The organism is Rubripirellula reticaptiva, from assembly GCF_007860175.1.
Lineage (GTDB): Bacteria > Planctomycetota > Planctomycetia > Pirellulales > Pirellulaceae > Rubripirellula > Rubripirellula reticaptiva.
Genome location: NZ_SJPX01000003.1, coordinates 842,866 through 861,001 on the forward strand (window position 1 = coordinate 842,866; position 18,136 = coordinate 861,001).

15 protein-coding genes are annotated in these 18,136 nt (G+C 54.9%); 10 read left to right on the forward strand and 5 right to left on the reverse strand.

What is annotated here, in order from left to right; translation table 11 throughout:
• Positions 1-114: 114 nt before the first annotated feature.
• Positions 115-1,224 carry an acyl-CoA dehydrogenase family protein gene (locus tag Poly59_RS15990; RefSeq protein ID WP_146535077.1) on the forward strand — a complete coding sequence of 370 codons (1,110 nt, stop codon included), beginning with the start codon at positions 115-117 and terminating at the stop codon, positions 1,222-1,224.
• Positions 1,225-1,232: 8 nt separating this feature from the next.
• Here the strand turns inward: Poly59_RS15990 and Poly59_RS15995 are convergent, their stop codons facing one another.
• A complete protein-coding gene (locus tag Poly59_RS15995) occupies positions 1,233-2,066 on the reverse strand; it encodes a DUF1853 family protein (protein WP_146535078.1) in 834 nt (277 codons plus the stop codon).
• A gap of 111 nt (positions 2,067-2,177) precedes the next feature.
• On the opposite strand from Poly59_RS15995, the gene Poly59_RS16000 reads away from it, so the two are divergent.
• The 3 genes from Poly59_RS16000 to Poly59_RS16010 are packed head-to-tail and all read left to right on the forward strand — an operon-like array spanning position 2,178 to position 6,526.
• Positions 2,178-2,915: an ABC transporter ATP-binding protein gene (locus Poly59_RS16000; RefSeq protein WP_246151690.1), complete on the forward strand. Its 738-nt coding sequence runs from the start codon at positions 2,178-2,180 to the stop codon at positions 2,913-2,915.
• Entirely contained in the window at positions 2,915-5,278 is a 2,364-nt protein-coding gene (locus Poly59_RS16005; protein WP_146535339.1) for an ABC transporter permease, read from the forward strand. The genes Poly59_RS16000 and Poly59_RS16005 overlap by 1 nt, the downstream gene beginning before the upstream one ends.
• Before the next feature lie 9 nt (positions 5,279-5,287).
• Positions 5,288-6,526: an efflux RND transporter periplasmic adaptor subunit gene (locus Poly59_RS16010; RefSeq protein WP_146535079.1), complete on the forward strand. Its 1,239-nt coding sequence runs from the start codon at positions 5,288-5,290 to the stop codon at positions 6,524-6,526.
• Positions 6,527-6,579: 53 nt separating this feature from the next.
• Here Poly59_RS16010 and Poly59_RS16015 read toward each other — a convergent pair whose 3' ends face one another.
• On the reverse strand, positions 6,580-7,440 hold the full coding sequence (locus Poly59_RS16015) for an alpha/beta hydrolase family protein (RefSeq protein WP_146535080.1): 861 nt from the start codon (positions 7,438-7,440) through the stop codon (positions 6,580-6,582).
• A gap of 270 nt (positions 7,441-7,710) precedes the next feature.
• Here Poly59_RS16015 and Poly59_RS16020 point away from each other — a divergent pair, with 270 nt between their 5' ends.
• The 6 genes from Poly59_RS16020 (at position 7,711) to ndk (ending at position 15,170) form a co-directional block, all read left to right on the forward strand.
• Positions 7,711-8,970 carry an efflux RND transporter periplasmic adaptor subunit gene (locus tag Poly59_RS16020; RefSeq protein WP_186776302.1) on the forward strand — a complete coding sequence of 420 codons (1,260 nt, stop codon included), beginning with the start codon at positions 7,711-7,713 and terminating at the stop codon, positions 8,968-8,970.
• A 2-nt stretch (positions 8,971-8,972) separates the two neighbouring features.
• Complete coding sequence (locus Poly59_RS16025; protein WP_146535082.1) at positions 8,973-10,214, forward strand: ABC transporter permease; 1,242 nt, start codon at positions 8,973-8,975, stop codon at positions 10,212-10,214.
• The gene (locus Poly59_RS16030) at positions 10,215-10,949 is read left to right on the forward strand and encodes an ABC transporter ATP-binding protein (RefSeq protein WP_246151691.1); all 735 of its coding nucleotides are present in this window, start codon (positions 10,215-10,217) and stop codon (positions 10,947-10,949) included.
• A 111-nt stretch (positions 10,950-11,060) separates the two neighbouring features.
• Entirely contained in the window at positions 11,061-13,103 is a 2,043-nt protein-coding gene (locus Poly59_RS16035) for a TolC family protein (protein WP_146535083.1), read from the forward strand.
• Between the two features lie 133 nt (positions 13,104-13,236).
• Positions 13,237-14,556, forward strand: coding sequence for a DUF3472 domain-containing protein (locus Poly59_RS16040; protein ID WP_186776303.1), 1,320 nt, complete (start codon positions 13,237-13,239; stop codon positions 14,554-14,556).
• A 158-nt stretch (positions 14,557-14,714) separates the two neighbouring features.
• Positions 14,715-15,170 carry a nucleoside-diphosphate kinase gene (ndk, locus tag Poly59_RS16045; RefSeq protein WP_146535084.1) on the forward strand — a complete coding sequence of 152 codons (456 nt, stop codon included), beginning with the start codon at positions 14,715-14,717 and terminating at the stop codon, positions 15,168-15,170.
• Positions 15,171-15,203: 33 nt separating this feature from the next.
• Here ndk and Poly59_RS16050 read toward each other — a convergent pair whose 3' ends face one another.
• The 3 genes from Poly59_RS16050 to ispG form a co-directional block, all read right to left on the reverse strand.
• Complete coding sequence (locus Poly59_RS16050; protein ID WP_146535085.1) at positions 15,204-15,443, reverse strand: hypothetical protein; 240 nt, start codon at positions 15,441-15,443, stop codon at positions 15,204-15,206.
• A gap of 156 nt (positions 15,444-15,599) precedes the next feature.
• Positions 15,600-16,808: an amidohydrolase family protein gene (locus Poly59_RS16055; protein WP_146535086.1), complete on the reverse strand. Its 1,209-nt coding sequence runs from the start codon at positions 16,806-16,808 to the stop codon at positions 15,600-15,602.
• A gap of 158 nt (positions 16,809-16,966) precedes the next feature.
• Complete coding sequence (ispG, locus tag Poly59_RS16060; protein ID WP_146535087.1) at positions 16,967-18,100, reverse strand: (E)-4-hydroxy-3-methylbut-2-enyl-diphosphate synthase; 1,134 nt, start codon at positions 18,098-18,100, stop codon at positions 16,967-16,969.
• Positions 18,101-18,136: the final 36 nt, after the last annotated feature.

Below are 18,136 nucleotides of genomic sequence, written 5' to 3' on the forward strand. Positions count from 1 at the left end.
GAGTGCCTATTGCGGTGGGAATGTCGAAGTTGTGGCACCATATATATCTGAATCCGGCGCCGGTGGTAACGGCGCAGTTTTGAGAAGGCCGTTTGCTCGGCTAGACTGATTCGTATGAAGACAAATGAAGCACAAATTGACTCGCCAAGCGCCAATTCGATGGACGCTCTGTGCGACGCACTGCGTCATTCGGCTTCGCGATGGCAGACCAATGCGGATTGGCCAGGCGAGTCGTTGGCGTTGTGCGGTTTAGCGGGAGTTTACCGGTGGTTCTTGCCTCAAAGCGAGGGTGGGATAGGGTGGTCCGCCGAAGACCAAACGCGTGGCTATCTGCGATTGGCGGAAGCTGATTTTACAACCACGTTTGTGATCACCCAGTACATGGGCGCAATCCGCCGAATCATGAGCAGCGGTAACCATGCGATGATCGACCATTGGATCGAGCGTTTGGTCAGTGGCGAACAATTTGGGACCGTGGGAGTCAGCCATCTGACCACGAGCCGCCGCCACTTGAGCCGCCCCGCGATGTTGGCGACAGAAACGGCGTCTGGGTTTTGTCTCGATGGCCTGTCGCCGTGGGTGACCGGTGCGCCGCACGCAGACATGTTCGTCGTCGGAGCGACGATGGCGGATGGTCGCGAAATCCTAGCCGCAGTCCCAGCGAGCACGCCCGGGATTGTCGCCGGAAAAGGGATCAATTTGATCGCCCTGTCGGCCAGCTGTACCGATCAAGTCAGGTTTGACAGCGTAGCGATTGATCGCGAATGGGTTTTGGCCGGTCCCGCCGAGAACGTGATGAGCGTGGGCAGTGGTGGAAGTACGGGCGGACTGCAGACGTCAACTTTGGCGGTCGGTGTGTCACGGGCGGCAACGAACTTTTTGGCTGACGAAGCAACCCGGCGACCCGAGTTGCGGCAAGTCAGCGCCGGATTGACTCGAGAGCTAGATCAGTTGCAGGTAGCGCTGATCCAAGCCGGACGTGGCGACGATACGGCTACGAATTGCGATCCGTCAATCATCCGAGGCGACGCCAACCGATTGGTGATGCGAACCACTCAGGCGGCATTAGTTGCCGCGAAAGGCGCCGGCTTTATCGAAGGGCATTTGGCGGGACGCTTATGTCAGCAAGCATTGTTTTTCTTGGTCTGGAGCTGTCCGCCGCCGGTAAGTCAGTCGCATCTGTGCGAGTTGGCGGGCATCGAGCAGATGGATCCGTGGCAATAGCATTGTTTCTAGCGGCTAAGCACAAAGAAGCGTTCGGCTTCAATCATCGCGCCATCGCGATGGATCAATCGAGTAGCCAGAACCGGTGTTGGGTCTGACGCAAAGCGGTGCTCAACTTTCTCGGTGAACTCGGCTAGGTCCAATACTCGGATGTCGTCTGGATCGGTCGTTTGATCCGACAACCAGAACGGCTTCGTGGAAAAGCAGAACATTGCACCGGAGAAACGCTCAGTGTCATTAAGTTCTTGCTGGTGAAAGACGCCGCCTCGGAGGTGGTCGTTTGCCAGTCGGTTGGGATAGTGTGTTGGTAAAGCGCAGTCGTTTGGATAGAAGATTCGTCCCTTCACGATGGCGTTTCGAACTTGCACGTCTGCGACATGAGTCCTGCTAAGCGGCAGTTGGTGCGTAAAGATGCGGTCCATCTTTCGCTCGAACGTGTCCTGGCGATTCGGACCAACAAAGTGGCTGCCATCGACGGGATGATCAGGCTGGTAGAGATAGAACTTGACCGCCACTTCGAGATGATTGAGCTGGTCGTTTTCGTCTCGAAATAGAAAGTCGATCTCGCCGAGTGTCGTCTTGCCACTTCGGATTGGCATCGCGTGCGTAATCACGTTGACTTTGCGTACGTGGGTTAGCCAATAGAGCACAAGTTTTTCAAAGTACCGACCGACACGGCGAGGCGGCCCGCCGCTGAAAAAGTGGCTCAGATGATTTACGTCGATTTCAACGGTGGCGACTGGCGCAATCGTTGGTCCGCAGTTGATCAACGCCTTGCTGTTGATGGCCCAGCAGAGGTCGCGACAAAGTTGTTCACGATTCGCGGGCGGCGGCAACGGCATTGACGTCTTTCAAGAGAAGGCTGAATGCCAGATGGCAAAAAATGAGTTGTAGTGCATCCGAGTTGTCGTTCGAATCCTTTTGCAGCGGCTTCGACTCATCCGGTGGGGTGAATGGTACATTGTAATGGTATGGACGCCACGAATCAGACTGCCGTTTTTCGCGCTGTTGATGTTGCCAAGATTTACCAGATGGGTGAAGTGGCCGTTCATGCGCTTCGCGGCGTGACGATGGAACTGTATGAACACGAATTTGTTGTTCTGCTGGGGGCATCCGGAAGCGGGAAATCGACCCTGCTGAACATCTTGGGTGGGCTGGACGTGCCGACGTCAGGGACGGTCCATTACGAACAGAAGGAATTGACGGCTAGCGACGATGCTGAGTTGACTCTCTATCGACGCGAGAATGTGGGGTTTGTGTTTCAGTTCTATAATTTGATCCCGAGTTTGACGGCTCGCGAAAACGTGGAACTAATCACCGAGATCGCCAAGTCGCCGATGCATGCAATGGACGCACTCGATCTGGTGCGAATGAAGGAACGAGCGAACCACTTTCCGGCTCAGCTTTCAGGCGGTGAACAACAGCGTGTCGCCATCGCGCGGGCGATCGCCAAGAATCCCAAAGTGTTGTTGTGTGACGAACCGACCGGAGCACTTGATGTGCAGACTGGCATCATCGTGTTGGAAGCGATCGCACGGATCAACCACGAACTTGGCACGACGACGGCTGTCATCACGCACAACGCGGCAATTTCAAAGATGGCTGACCGAGTCATCTCGTTGTCCGATGGACAGATTTCGGGTGTTGAAGTGAATACGTCGAAAATCGCCGCGTCGGAGCTGTCGTGGTGATGCGAAAGCTTGATCGCAAACTGCTGCGCGACCTCGCCCGTATGAAAGGCCAAGCCTTCGCGATCGGGTTGGTGATCGCGGCGGGAGTGGCGACGTTTGTGATGTCGATGTGTTCGTACAAGTCACTGGACTGGAGCAAAGAGTATTTCTATCGCGAGTTTCGGTTTGCCGATGTGTTCGCCGAAACTCGCCGTTCGCCCGACGCGATTGTCCCACGTATTGCCGAGATATCGGGTGTTGCCGCCGTTGAAACTCGGTTGATCTATGACGTGCTGTTGGACGTCCCTGAAATGAAGGAGCCGGCGACGGCCCGGTTGATCTCGGTTCCCCAGTCCGGCGAAAGTTCGCTCAATCGCCTGTACGTTTCTCGCGGCCGGATGATGGAACCGGATCGGACTGGCGAAGTCGTGATCTCAGAAATCTTTGCCGACGCACACGGTTTCGTGGCCGGCGATTCCGTCAGGGCGATCATCAACGGCAAGAGCCAGGTGTTGAAGATTGTCGGCATGGCGTTATCGCCCGAATATGTGATGCAGGTTCAACCAGGCAGCATTCTGCCAGACAACAAACGGTTCGGAATCTTCTGGATCAACGAGCGTGATTTGGAAGCAGCGTTTGATATGGACGGCGCGTTCAATAGCGTCGCCTTGAAGCTTGCTTATGGAAACAATCGCGAACAAGTGATCGACGATCTGGACCGATTGCTAGAACCCTACGGCAGCGTCGGTGGATATGGTCGTGACGAGCAACTTTCGCATCAATACCTTTCTGACGAACTGACTCAGCTTCGCGGGATGGCGATCATGGCGCCCGTGATTTTTCTGTCCGTGGCCGCGTTTTTATTGAACATCGTAATCTCGCGTATCATTGCGCAACAACGTGAACAGATCGCGGCGCTCAAAGCGTTCGGGTACACGAATATGGAAGTCGGCATGCACTACTTGACACTGGTGCTGGTGATCTCGCTCGGGGGAACGACGCTGGGAACGCTTTTTGGTTTGTGGATGGCGTTAGGGATGACAAAAATGTACGGCGAGTTCTATAAGTTTCCGGTGCTGAAGTTTCAATTCGATGCGTTGGCGATCGGATCTAGTTTTCTAATGACGACCGCGGTTGCTGTCTTCGGAACTTGGTTTGCGGTTCGCCAAGCGATTCGGTTACCGCCCGCCGAGGCGATGCGTCCGGAGCCACCGCCGAGTTACCAGCCGACGTTGCTGGAACGTTTTCTTCCCCGCCGATTGATGCCGCCCGAGTTGCGGATGGTCGTTCGCAATGTCTCTCGCAAACCGATCAAGGCAAGCTTGTCTGTGATCGGGATCGCGATGGCTGTGTCGGTGATGGTGCTGGGCAACTTTTCGATCGACGCGATGGATTACATGATGGACTTTCAGTTCCGCAAGGCCCAGCGTCAGGATCTGACGGTCACATTTGTCGAACCAGCGACCGCCTCGGTAATTTATGAAATGAGCGAACTGGACGGTGTTCTGCACAGCGAGACGATGCGGTCGATTGCGACGAAGATCCACTACCAAAACCGTTCGCGGCGAATCGGCATCGTGGGATTGGAGCCAAACCCGCAGTTGTACCGCTTGTTGGACAAACGCGAGCGAGTGGTGAAAGTGCCCGAGTTCGGCATCATGCTCAGCACGAAACTGGCGGAACTATTGGTCGTCGAACTGGGTGACTTGGTCACGATCGAAGTGCTCGAGGACAAACGGCCAACCGTGACGGTCGAGGTCACCGCGCTGGTCGAAGAGTACACGGGACTAAACGCGTACATGAACAAGAGTCAAATGCACAAGATGTTGAAGGAATCCTCGGTCGCGTCGGGAGCCTTCTTGAAAGTCGATTCCAATTTGATTGACGAGGTCTTTCATGAATTGGAATTGCGTCCGGGGATCGCCGGCGTGACGATCAAAAACGCGATGCTAGACAGTTTCCGCGATACAATCGCCGAGAATATTTTAGTGATGCGTTCGTTCATCATTTTCTTTGCGGCGGTGATTGCGATTGGCGTGGTCTACAACAGCGCCAGGATTTCGTTGTCGGAACGAAGTCGCGATCTGGCGACGATGCGTGTGGTCGGATTCACGAAACAAGAAGTATCGATCGTGTTGCTGGGGGAAATTATGTTGTTCACGCTGGCGGCGATTCCGCTGGGGTGTTTGTTCGGCTACGGCTTGGCCGGCGTGATGGCGGCAGGGCTGGATACTGATAACTATCGAATTCCGTTGATCATCAGCAACAGCACCTACGGTCTCGCTGCGCTCGTGATCATGGTGGCGACGTTCTTGTCAGGGATGGTGGTGCAGCGTCGCATCAACGGCTTAGATTTGGTCGGCGTGTTGAAGACGCGGGAATAGAAAGTCAAAATGAAATTTTCAATCCAAACGCTTCTGCTTGGTGTCCTCGTCGTTGCGCTGGGCATCGTGGGTTACCTTTCGCTCAGTCCGTCGGCGGTCGACGTGGAGTTTGCGACGGCGACGATTGGCCCCCTGCGGGTGGCGGTTTTCGAAGACGGAAAGACACGAGTTCGCGAGAAATACACGGTGTCGGCTCCCGTGTCAGGACGGATTTCACGAATTGAACTGAACGCAGGCGACTACTGCAACGAAAAAACTTTGCTGGCAGTGATCTTGCCGAGTGCGCCTGCGATCTTGGACGCCAGATCGCGCGCGGAAGCCAACGCAAGAGTACAGGCGGCTCAATCGGCAGTCGAGCGTGCCAAGTCGAGTGGCGAGCAGGCGAAGATCAGTCACGATCTGAGTGAGGCAAAGTTTGATCGAGTTGAAAAGTTGTTGGCCTCGCAAGCCGTCTCGCGTGACGAGTACGACATCGCCAAGGCTGAACTACTGGCCAGCGAACAGGCGATCCAAACGACTCGATTTGATCAAGAGATTGCGACGTTCGAGTTGGACATGGCGAAAGCTGCCGTCAGCCAGTTTAATGGTGACAACGATGAGCCCTCAGCCAATCCATTCGAAATTTATGCACCGATTTCAGGCCGAGTGCTCCGAGTGATTCAAGAAAGTTCAGCAGTCGTTACTGTCGGTACACCGCTAATCGAACTGGGGGACCCGAGCAATTTGGAGATCGAGATCGATGTGCTATCCACCGATGCAGTACGGATCAAACCGGGCAGCGAAATGACCGTTGAACACTGGGGAGGCGGATCGCCGCTGAAGGGATACGTGCGCGTCGTCGAGCCAGCGGCTTTTACGAAAATTTCTTCGCTAGGCGTGGAAGAGCAACGCGTCAACGTGATCGCTGATTTTAACGAACTGCCCGAACGAATTGCCTCGCTCGGCGATGGCTATCGCGTGGAAGCAAGCATCACGGTGAACGAATTGGACGAAGCACTGTTGATTCCCAACAGCGCACTTTTTCGACACCAACGTGCCTGGCACGTCCTGTCGATCGTCGACAACCAAGCGACCCTGCAGCCTGTTACGATTGGTCTGCAAAACGATTCGCAAACACAAATCACGAAGGGACTTGATGAAGGCGATTGCGTCATCGTCTACCCCAGCGACACGTTAAAACCAGGAACCGCGGTGCGCGCGGTCGCGACTGCGGCTAACATTGCTGTGTCTGCTCAATCGTCACGTTGATCGCTAATTCGGCTACCAAATCAGCGACGTATCCAGCAGCGTTCGAATTGCGGCTACTTATCAAGATGCGTGACGAACCAGTTTACCATCGCTTCGGTCGCCTTTTTTGCATCTTCGCCGCCGAAACCATGACCTGCGTTTTCGAACTCGATCAACTCGCTTGTCACACCGGCTTTTTCAAAAGCGGCCTCGATGTTGCGACTGTACGAGATTGGGACCAGATCGTCTTTCGCCCCAGCCAGCAAAAGTGTCGGTGCGTCGTCGGCGGTGACAAAAATGATTGGTGAGTCGGCAGTGGCCGACTTGGCGTCGATTTCGAGTGCCGGAAAACGATCGTAGGCGGGCAGACGATCGGGCGCGTCTTTGGCCATGACCCGCAGATCGGTGGGGGCGACATACGCAACGACAGCATTCACGCGATCACTGATATGTTCGACTGGATCTTTCGATTCGGCGTTCCCTTCATCGGATGCTGTTCCCAACATCAACGACAAGTGGCCACCCGCACTCATGCCGAACACACCGATTCGGTCAGGATCTACTTCGAAGCGATCGGCGTTCCCGCGAATGAAGCGGACGCTGCGACGGACATCGTCGACGGCTTCGGCGATGGAGAATTTCGGACTGCTACCGTGCCGGACGGCGAAAACGGTGAAGCCTTTGTCGGTCAACGGCTTGAACATATGCTGAGTCTGTTCGGGTGGTGACCAATTGGAAAACCATCCCCCACTGACCATGAACAGCACGGCGGCTCCGTTAGCATCCTGTTCTGGCGTGAACACATCGCAAGTCATCGCGAGACCCGACTTGTGTCCGTAAACGACATCCGGCGAAATCGTGACTTCCTGGCCCTGGCAACAAGCCGCCACGGATGCGTAGACGAGCAAAAAGATAAATTGCAGCGAGGTTCTCATGATTTTCTTTCTGTGTTGGTTCAGGCGGGTGGTTTGTGGGTGAACCTAAATGCACGGACTTGCGACGGGCTGTTTGTATTAGACCATGAACGAGACGAACTTGAGCCTAAGATTGGTCTGCTAAATCTGGGATTAGTCGTGACTTCGCTTTGGTGTACGTTCTGATACAAGGACAATGCGGGGTGACAGCGAGCATCGGTTATGATGGAGCATGACGAAGCTGATTTGTGGTTTCGCGTCATTCGCTATAGAAGTTGCCTTCGGCTCGGGATGAATAGATTTATTAAACTGTTGATTGCTGTCGGTTTGATTGGGGCGGCCGGTGCGGTTGGCTATCAACCGGGGATGAAGTATCTCGCCAAACGCAATAAGATCAGTTGGGAAACCGTGAAAATGGAGTCCGGCGATATCACTCGCTATGTCGAGTCGACCGGAACGATTCAGCCAGTCTTGTCGGTTTCCATCGGCTCCTTTGTCTCCGGTCCCATCGTTGAATTGAACGTCGATTTTAACGACGAGGTCAAAACGGGCGACGTTCTCGCTCGTGTCGACCCGCGGTTATTCAAAGCCAACGTGGACCGCGACGAAGCCACGTTGGCGACTCGCGAAGCTGATCTCGAACGCGTCGAAGCTCAGTTGCAGCAGTCGCTCAACAATTACATGCGAGGCAATCGGCTTCGTGAATCGAATGAAGACTTTATGTCCGATCGCGAAATGGATGCGTTGACGTTTGAAGTGAAGTCGTTACAGGCCCAGCGGAAACTCGCCAAAGCGACCATCTTGCAATCAAAGGCATCGTTGGAAACGTCGCGAGCGAACCTGCAATACTGCCAGGTCACGTCGCCCGTCGATGGAGTCGTAATCAACCGACTGATCAACCCCGGTCAAACTTTGGCGGCTCAGTTCCAGACCCCAGAGCTGTTTGTTGTAGCGCCAGACCTGCGCGAGAAGGTTCACGTTTTTGCGTCGGTTGACGAAGCCGACATTGGCTTGATTCAAAAAGCGAAAGCCGAAGGGCGTCCGGTCACGTTCTCCGTCGATGCTCACCCCGACGAAGTTTTCAATGGTGAAATCGAACAGATTCGTGTCAGCAGTGTGGCCAACCAAAACGTCGTGACGTATCCGGTTGTGATCGCGGCCAGCAATGCGGAACTGAAACTATTGCCCGGGATGACCGCCAGCATCTTTTTCGAAGTTGATTCGACTGAAGACGTTCAAAAAATTCCTAACGCTGCACTGCGGTTTATCCCCGACGACGCGAAACTCGTGCGTAAGGAAGATCAGCACTTGATTGACGGTTCGACCTGGAAATCGAAGCCTCAAACGGACGCCGACGAGGATGATAAGTTGACGGCGACGGAAAAAGCGGCGGCTGCAAAGAAAAAGAATCAACGTCATGTCTGGATGGTGGAAGGTGAGTTGTTGAAAGCCGTTGAAATTACGACTGGCTTGATCGATTATAAGTTCACCGAATTGGCCGCGGGCGAACTTGCCGATGGCGCCGCATTGGTTGTCGGAAAAAAGGAATAGCGATGTCCTTCTTCGATACCGTTCGAATCGCGCTGCGGGCGTTGATGAAGAATAAGATGCGAGCGGTGTTGACCATCATCGGTGTGGTGATCGGGATCGCCGCGGTGACCACGATCGTGTCGATTGGGCAAGGTGCCAGCAAGTTGGTCAGCGGCGAGTTCGAGGCGCTGGGCACGAACGTCGTGCTTGTCTTTCCGGGGCAAACAAAGCGTGGCGGTGTCCGACAGTCGGGCGCGCCGACGTTGACGGCTGCCGATGCGGAAGCGATTGGTAGGGAATGCCCATCCGTTTTGGCTGCGTCGGCGATTGTTGGTACGGCTGGCCAAATCATTTACGGCAACGAAAACTGGAACCCGAAAGAAATGCAGGGCGTCGGTGCCGACTATCTGACCGTTCGCAATTGGACCTTGGATGCGGGTGGCTTTTTTTCGGAAGGAGACATCAGTTCCAACGCAAAAGTGTGCGTGATTGGGCAGTCGTTGATTCCAAAACTGTTTCGTACCGTCAATCCGATGGACGAGACGATTCGCGTCAATAACGTTCCGTTTCGCGTGATTGGGATTTTGGCCAAGAAAGGCGCCAACATGGTTGGTGACGATCAAGACGACATCATTCTGATGCCCCATACGACGGTTCGCAAACGAATCAACGGATCGCCGCTCGACAACGTGCACCTGATCATGGTTTCTGCTCGCAGCACCGATCAAATGGGAAAGGCGACCAAACAGATTGAATCGCTGATGAATGAACGGCATGAGGTCGGCCCGGCGAAGGAGGCTGACTTCAGTGTCCAGGACACTACGGAGATCGCTGCAACGTTAGGAATGATCACCGGAACGTTGACGTTGATGTTGTCAGCAATCGCGGGTATTTCGTTGTTGGTAGGCGGCGTCGGCATCATGAACATCATGTTGGTCTCGGTGACTGAACGAACCCGCGAAATCGGTATCCGGATGGCAATCGGCGCTCGCGGTAAAGACATCTTGAGGCAATTCTTGATCGAGTCGGTGGTGCTATCTTGCATCGGCGGTGCGATTGGAATAGCGATGGGCACCGCCGCATCGATGGCGGCAACTCTGCTGATCAACGCCTACAAGCCAGGCACTGAGTGGCCGATGGTGGTATCAATTCCCGCGGCACTCGTTGCGATGGGATTCGCAGCGGCGGTCGGTGTTTTCTTCGGCTATTATCCGGCGCTGCGAGCCAGTAAGTTGGACCCGATAGACGCACTGAGGTACGAGTAGATGGCTTTGATCGAGCTCAATGACGTGCGCCGCGTCTATGACTTGGGCGAAGTCAAAGTTCACGCACTTCGCACCGTCACGCGAAACATCGAGCTTGGCGAATACATTGCTCTGATTGGTGCGTCGGGCAGCGGCAAGTCGACGTTGATGAACACGCTCGGTTGTCTCGACCGGCCGACGCATGGCAGCTATCTGTTAGATGGCGAAGAAGTTGTGACGATGAACCGCGATCAGCGCGCCAAGATTCGCAACAATCAGCTAGGCTTTGTCTTCCAGAGTTTCAACTTGCTGAACCGAACATCGGCGCTCGAAAACGTTGAACTGCCCTTGATGTACGGAAAGAAGATTCCGGCTCGCGAGCGACGTGATCGCTCGATGGAGATGCTTGGCAAGGTCGGCTTGGCGGATCGTTATCATCACCACCCCAGTCAGCTTTCCGGTGGACAACAGCAACGTGTCGCGATCGCGCGGGCGCTGGTGAATCGTCCTTCGATTCTGATGGGCGACGAACCAACGGGTAACTTGGACTCGAAGACCAGCCGCGAGGTGATCGAATTGTTCCGCGAATTGAACGAGGAACAAAAGATTACAGTGATTTTGGTCACGCATGACCAGAACGTCGCTCGGAATGCAAAGCGAACCATCGTCCTGCGTGACGGCGAAGTGGTCGAAGACACCAATGACTTTGCGTTGGCAAAGGCGGCTCTCGAATATGACCCCACGCTGAACACGTAAATTCGTTGACGACCCTACGGCGGTTTTCCTAATCGTTACGACCTGACCTTTTGTATCAATAGGGATCAGCGCTAGTTCCGGTCGTGACGGCAAAGGCGAAACAATAGGCGAATGCGTTGCAGTCGTCCGATTTTTGACGGTATGGGAAGTCACACCAAACGTCACCGCCGGAACCGCCGATTGCTAGCACTTGCGTTAGCTGCTGGCTCTACCGCAAGCCTGCCGCCAGTGACGTTAAGCGAGGATCCGCATCGACCGATTCTGCCCGAGCAACGTTGTCTAGAAATTCGAAGCCCAGGACAATTGTGCCAAGTCTGCGTGCCAGTCACGCCCCGGCCCGCGACCGTTTTGGATAATCAATTTGATTTTCCCACGAGTTATCTGACGCTCAACGAAGCTATCAACATTACGCTTGCCAATTCAGAGGTCGTGCGTGTGCTTGGTGGGGTGACCGCGTCAACGAGCGGCCGAACGATCTATGACGCGGCGATTACGAATACGACCATTGACGCGCAGCGAGCGACGTTTGATCCCAATCTTCGACTGAACAATGTTTGGAATCAGACTGAAAGTCCGAACGCTGTTTTTGACCCACTTGATCCCGCAAACGCGATCATTGGTGGAACTCAAAATGAGGGCTACGGACTCGACTTTGGATTGTCTAAACGAAACATGCTGGGCGGAACCTCTAGTTTGGGCGTCAACAGCAACACGAATCGCATTACGCCAGGCATCGTGCCGTTAAACCCCGCGGACCGAACCACGACCGAACTCAGTTACACACAGCCGTTCTTGCAAGGTGCGGGACGCGTCGTCAATCAGGCTCCGATCGTGCTGGCCCGCATCGACACGGAACGATCATATTTTCAATACAAGAGTGCCGTTCAACAGTCGGTTCAAGGTGTCATCGAAGCCTACTGGTCCCTCGTGTTCGCGAAGACGGATCTCTGGGCGCGTCGTCAACAAGTCGAGCAGGCCGATTTTGCGAATACGCGAACCGAGGCTCGTATCGCAGCGGGTGATGCCAACGCAGGTGACCTTGCCCAGTCCCAATTGGCACTTGAAAACTTTCGCGCCAGCCTACTGGCTTCGGAAGCCAACGTGTTGCAGCGTCAAGCTGCGTTGCTGAACATGCTTGGTTTGCCGCCGTACGAAGCCCAACGCACGATTCCGGTCACGCCGATGGCGGAAGAACTGATCGAGGTCGACTGGGCGGCGATCAATGAACTGGCTCAGCGCGAACGGCCTGATATCATTGAGTTGAAGTTGATTTTAGAAGCAGACCAGCAGCGGTTGTTGTTAGCCGACAATCAAGCTCGCCCCCAACTCAACGGCGTCGCACTTTATCGCTGGAACGGTTTAGAGGGAATCGCGCCGTCGGGGAATCGAATTCAAAGTGGATCCGGTGATTTCGAAGACTGGTCACTAGGCGTGAATTTTTCAGTACCGCTGGGACTACGAGCCGAACGGGCATCGCTTCGACAACGTCAGTTGCTGATCACACGAGACCGCGCGAACTTAGACCAGGGGCTGCATCAAATGCAGCATTCGTTAGCACTGAGTTTGCGAAACTTGGAGCAATTCTTTGCTCAGTACGAACGCTTTCAAGCCGTCCGTCAAGCCGCGCGGATCAACCTGGAACGGCAACTGGCGCAGTACAACGAAGGCATCGTGCAATTCATCGTGGTGTTGCAAGCGATCGTTGACTGGGGAAACTCCGTTAGCGCCGAGGCTCAGGCTTTGTCGCAGTACAACACCGAAATTTCGCGACTCGAATTGCAAACCGGAACCATTCTGCAAACTCATAACGTTGTGTTCTTCGAAGAACGTTTTCGTTCAATCGGTCCGATGGGGCGACTCGGTGAAGAACCCTGTTACCCGCGTTCGCTTCCACCAACGGCGTCAGTGGATCGGTATGAAGGCGGCAGCCAACCGTCAGAAGAGTACTTTGATCTGGAAGATCCTGTTGCCAAGCGGGACGCTGGGGCATCAAATTTGCCAAATCCAGTTGATCTAGATAGAGAGGTCGAGTTCCAAAAGGTTGACGAGACTGATAGCGACGAGATGACGGATGAAGAAATCGACGAAGTCTTGCGAAAGCGAAGTGCGACGCGAACGTTGGGTGACCGAATCCGGGGCTTGTTCCGCCGCTAAGCAATGGGTTTTCTGTCTCTGCGAAATTCGTTGTGACGACCGAATCAATACGTTTGCCAGACTGGCTGCTTGTGTATGCGGCTGAGTTCAACCAAGATCTTTGGATTACTTGAACTCACACGAGGCACCGCTGATGAAGTTTCTGTGCGCTGTTATGACGAAGTTGGTCTTCGCCACGTCATTTTTATCATGTCTTACCTTGTCGCCGGTTTGTGGTGAGCAGTGGACGGTTCCGGTTGCCGGGAATGCATTTCCGAGCAACGGTCCTACCAATGAGGCACGCCGTGAAATTCGTTTTTCTCGCAGTGGCGAACTCCGGCTTGTCGATCCCGCAGAATCATACTCTGTCTTCTTCCATGTTGATCGTCCGGGCAAAGTTGCGTTGTCGATCAAGGCCAGCAAGGTTAGCGGTTCGCCGGTCATTGCTGTGACAGCGGACGGCAAGTCGATGAAGTCGGAAGTCGGTGATTCTCAGTCGGCAATACTTCGGGTAGGTGAGATAGACATTGCGAAGTCTGGCTACGTTCAGGTTGATTTGCAGTTGGATGTTGCAAGTGGATCGGCAAACGCGAGCGTGTCGGACTTGATCGTGACGTCAGACGTCGAAGGCATGTCGGTCGAGTTTGTTCGCAACAACGATGGCAACATGTTTTATTGGGGACGTCGCGGGCCGTCGGTCCACTTGGGATACAAGTTGCCCGATGCGGTGAAGCTGACCTATGCCTACAGCGAGATCACGGTGCCCGAGGGCCAGGATCCGATCGGGTCGTACTTCATGGCAAACGGTTTTGGCGAAGGCTACTTTGGCATTCAGGTTAACAGCAAGACGGAGCGGCGGGTCTTGTTTTCGGTTTGGAGTCCTTTCAAGACAGACAATCCGGCAGACATCCCGAACGAGCAACGCATCGTAACTCTTGCGAAAGGCGACTCGGTTCATGCACAAGACTTTGGCAACGAAGGTTCTGGTGGTCAGAGCTACTTAGTGTTCCCGTGGAAGTCTGGCACGATCTATCGTTTTTTGACGGAAGTCAAACCGGATGGCGCAGGCAATACGATCTACACGTCATGGTTCGGCGAGGCGAGACGCGAAGAGTGGCGGTTGATCGCAAGCTTTCGTCGCCCGGACACGAACAAGCATCTGACTGGCTTTCACTCGTTCCTGGAAAACTTCTCGCCCGCGACTGGCAATCAGCAACGATCAGCACTGTACGGGAATCAATGGGTTTGCGACGTCGATGGGAAATGGCATGAAGTCACTCGAGCCAAGTTCACGGGTGACAACACGGCGCGTGGCCGGCACCGGCTTGACTATGCTGGCGGATCAGACGACGACCACTTCTTTCTTCGCAACTGTGGCTTCTTTAGCGACCGTGCGAATCTTGATGAAGTTTTCCAGCGGGACGCTGCGGAAGGTCGACATCCCAAGGTCCGTTTTTCGGAACTGCCGCGGTAGCGTGAGCTTGGAAATGCGATTTGCAACCAGGTGCTGATCCGTCGCTAATCACTAGGCCGATGTTCAGTCACCTTTGCGCAGACGCTGGATCACGAGATAATTTCGCCACACTGAGACTGACTTACTTAAATTCTCGAGACTTAGGAAACGACCAACCGATGCAACGTACTTTGGTGCTGTTAAAGCCGGATTGTGTGCAACGAGCCCTGATGGGAAAAATCATCAGCCGATTCGAAGAAAAGGGACTCAGCATCGTCGCCATGAAGATGCTGCATGTGACGCCTGAGATGTCACGCGAACACTACGCGGAGCACGTCGAGAAGCCGTTTTATCCAAGCTTGGAAGAATTCATCACGTCGGCGCCAGTCGTTGCGATGGCAATCGACGGTTTGGACGTGATCTCGGTTGTTCGCGAACTGTTGGGTGCGACGAGCGGATTGAAGGCCGCTGCGGGAACGATTCGCGGTGACTTCAGCGGAAGCCGGCAAATGAACTTGGTTCACGCCAGCGACAGCCCCGAATCGGCGACTCGTGAGCTGAAGATCTACTTCCCTGAAGGCGCGTGCTCCTACGAGCAAGCTTCGAAGGACTTTTTGCGAGCCTGCGACGAATAGTCATCGCAATGCGATCTTAAACCGAGATCGGGATTACCGGCGGTTCAGTTTTTCTTCGGCCTTGGCTGCTTTCAATGCTGCGGCTTCACGCGGCAGTTTGAACTCTGGGCCGGACGGGAAATACTGGACGTCGTCTTGCAGGTAATACGGGCTCGGCAGGGTTTGGCCGTTCATTGAAACCTGACACCCGGTCGAGCTCAGCAGAGAGAAACCAGTGACTGCCATCAATGCGAGGGTGGTCGCGGTTCGTCGAATATTAGCGGTGCGATTCATCTTTGTTGCCTTCGCTGTCTAATCTAAATCTGGGTCGATCAGGCCGCACTGGTATCGCTGGCCGATACCCGTGTGGTTCTCAGTACAACTGTCATCGACCGGACAACCCGCATATCTTTACTCGCGGGGTGATTATTCGCGGAAAAACATTCAGCCTCACTCGCGACCGCCATTTAGCAGCGTTTTCGTGATCCAGCGGTCGTCCCAGGCGAACATTAACATCGCCAGCGGCGGCGATGCGCCGGTTTGCCAAGGAATCGTGGGCTCGATGACAACCAGATCCGCACTCGCCCCGACCACGATTCGGCCTGCATCTGACCACGAAAGCGCGTCGGCGTTTCCTGCGGTGATCGCATACCAGGCCTGTGCGGCGGTTGGATATTGTTCGCCAAGAGTCGCGGCGGTTTCGATCATCGAACGTGCGACACGGACCATGCTGCGTTCATAGCCCGCACCGATATCGCTGCCTAGGGCCAGTTTCACGCTGTCGCGGTTCAAGTCGGCCCAGGACATCGATCCACTGCGCAGAAACGAGTTGGCGGTTGGGCAGTGAGCGATCACGGCACCCGACTGTTGCAGTTTGCGGCGGTCCGAGGCCGTCAAATGAATACCATGCCCCAACACACTACGATCGGTCAGCAATCCAGCATCGCGGTACACATCAACATAGTCGGCTTGGTTGAATAGTTGCTGGACCAGTTCGCATTCTTGGCGAGTCTCGGCCAAATGTGTTTGAACGATCGCGCCGGTTTCAGCAGCCAGTTTGCCGGCGGATTCCAACAGCGGGCCGCTGCACGAAATCGCAAATCGAGGGGTCACGGCTGCCGAAACTCGGTTGCCGGCCGGAAACATCGATTGCAGCCTGGCAGCTTCGTCGATCAACTGGCCGGCAGAGCGGCAAAGGTCAGCGGGAGCTTGTCGGTCCATCAGAACTTGCCCGACTACGCCCCGCACTCCACGACCAGCCAACGTTTCGATCGCGGCGGCGGCCGATTCATGATGGACGGTCGCATAGGCGGCGACGCCTGTCGTGCCCACCGAAATCAACTGATCCACAACACGGTCCGTCATTGCACGGGCGAAGTCGACGTCCGCCCACTTCATCTCGCTCGGGAAGGTAACTTCCCCGAGCCACTGCAACAGCGGCATGCCGTGGGCCCCGATCAGATCGAATTGCGGCAGGTGCAGATGAGTGTCAATGAAGCCGGGTGAGATCAGAGCATCAGGTCCGCCGATGTCAAAGTGTTTTGGCGAATCACCCAAGTTGACTTCGGTGATGATGCCATCGTCAACGCGGACCGTTCCTGGTTGCGTGACGCACTCCTCAGAATCGTTCGCCAGTAACAGATGCCCAAATAGAATCACGGATCAAGGGCCTTAGGAACTTGGTCGGAAATAGCAGCGTCAACGATACACTCAGAAACACTCTCCCGAAGGAAGAACGATACCGCGCACCTATTTACGTAAGACTCTTTGACAGCGGGCATCGAAGTTCGGCTGTGGCGAGCGCGACAACTGGTTCGCTACTTGGTCGCGATGATCGCGTCGAGTTCGGCTTTCAAACGGGGCAGAATTTCATCGTAACCGAAGGCGCCGAGTGCTTCGGTGCCGCGTTTCAAGTTGACCTTGGCTGGGCCACACCACAGTCCCAAGTCCGCGTCGTCCGTTTCGCCGGGGCCGTTCACTCGGCATCCCATCACTGCAATGGTGATGTCGTAATCTTTCGCGTACGTCGACATCTCTTTGACGCTTTGCGCCAAGTCGATGAACGCTTCGTTTTCAACTCGCGAACAACTCGGGCAACTGATGATGTTCAGCGCCTTGTCGTCGAACTTGACCACGCTGCGGACACGTCCGGCGTAAATGTCGTCGATGATTTGCCGGCCGGCGTCGATCTCTTCGGGCTTGCGATCGTTCGGCAGCGTCAATGAAACTCGAACCGTGTCGCCGATGCCATGACCGATCAGTTGTTCGAAAGCAACGCGAGTTTTGATGACGCCTTCCGGTGGCATGCCAGCTTCGGTAACGCCCAAGTGCAATGGCACGTCGGGACGTTCTTTGGCGAATCGCCTGTTGACTTCGACTACCTTCGCCGGATCGCTGTCTTTGAGCGAAACGACATAGCGAGTGAACCCTAGCGAGTCGACGAACTCGCAGTGTTCGAGCGCGCTTTCGATCATTGGCGTGATCGAATCGTGCGCGTCATACTTTGCTTTTTTCGCAGGGTCGACGCTGCCACAGTTCACTCCGATGCGGATGGCACAATCGTTCTCCGCCGCTTGATCGATGATAAACCGCACCTTGTCTTGCCACGGTGTGTCGCGGCCATGGTGGTATAGGTGCCCGGGGTTGTAGCGGATCTTGTCGACGAAGGGTGCGACCAGTTCGGCCAGTTTGAAGTTCTCTTGCAAATCTACCGCCAAGTTTGCCGTTGTGCCTTGGCGAATTTCGCCGAGCGCTTGCGCGTCCTTGTCACTGTCGACTGCAATCCGAACGACACCGGCACCGGCCAGGCGATAGGCTTCGGCCTGCGCCACGGTCGCTTCGATGTTTTGAGTCTTGGTTGCCGTCATGCTTTGGACAGCGATCGGATTCCCGTCACCGACGACGATGTTTCCGATCTGAACGGCACGAGTTGGATTGCGAGTGATTTTCATGATTTATTTTGAATAGGAGGCAAGCATAAAGCTTGT

Excerpts from the sequence above, each read along its gene's own strand:
- Poly59_RS15990 (WP_146535077.1), top strand. The coding sequence starts at position 115 with ATGAAGACAAATGAAGCACAAATTGACTCGCCAAGCGCCAATTCGATG.
- Poly59_RS15995 (WP_146535078.1), bottom strand. The coding sequence starts at position 2,066 with ATGCCGTTGCCGCCGCCCGCGAATCGTGAACAACTTTGTCGCGACCTC.
- Poly59_RS16000 (WP_246151690.1), top strand. The coding sequence starts at position 2,178 with ATGGTACATTGTAATGGTATGGACGCCACGAATCAGACTGCCGTTTTT.
- Poly59_RS16005 (WP_146535339.1), top strand. The coding sequence starts at position 2,915 with ATGCGAAAGCTTGATCGCAAACTGCTGCGCGACCTCGCCCGTATGAAA.
- Poly59_RS16010 (WP_146535079.1), top strand. The coding sequence starts at position 5,288 with ATGAAATTTTCAATCCAAACGCTTCTGCTTGGTGTCCTCGTCGTTGCG.
- Poly59_RS16015 (WP_146535080.1), bottom strand. The coding sequence starts at position 7,440 with ATGAGAACCTCGCTGCAATTTATCTTTTTGCTCGTCTACGCATCCGTG.
- Poly59_RS16020 (WP_186776302.1), top strand. The coding sequence starts at position 7,711 with ATGAATAGATTTATTAAACTGTTGATTGCTGTCGGTTTGATTGGGGCG.
- Poly59_RS16025 (WP_146535082.1), top strand. The coding sequence starts at position 8,973 with ATGTCCTTCTTCGATACCGTTCGAATCGCGCTGCGGGCGTTGATGAAG.
- Poly59_RS16030 (WP_246151691.1), top strand. The coding sequence starts at position 10,215 with ATGGCTTTGATCGAGCTCAATGACGTGCGCCGCGTCTATGACTTGGGC.
- Poly59_RS16035 (WP_146535083.1), top strand. The coding sequence starts at position 11,061 with ATGCGTTGCAGTCGTCCGATTTTTGACGGTATGGGAAGTCACACCAAA.
- Poly59_RS16040 (WP_186776303.1), top strand. The coding sequence starts at position 13,237 with ATGAAGTTTCTGTGCGCTGTTATGACGAAGTTGGTCTTCGCCACGTCA.
- ndk (WP_146535084.1), top strand. The coding sequence starts at position 14,715 with ATGCAACGTACTTTGGTGCTGTTAAAGCCGGATTGTGTGCAACGAGCC.
- Poly59_RS16050 (WP_146535085.1), bottom strand. The coding sequence starts at position 15,443 with ATGAATCGCACCGCTAATATTCGACGAACCGCGACCACCCTCGCATTG.
- ispG (WP_146535087.1), bottom strand. The coding sequence starts at position 18,100 with ATGAAAATCACTCGCAATCCAACTCGTGCCGTTCAGATCGGAAACATC.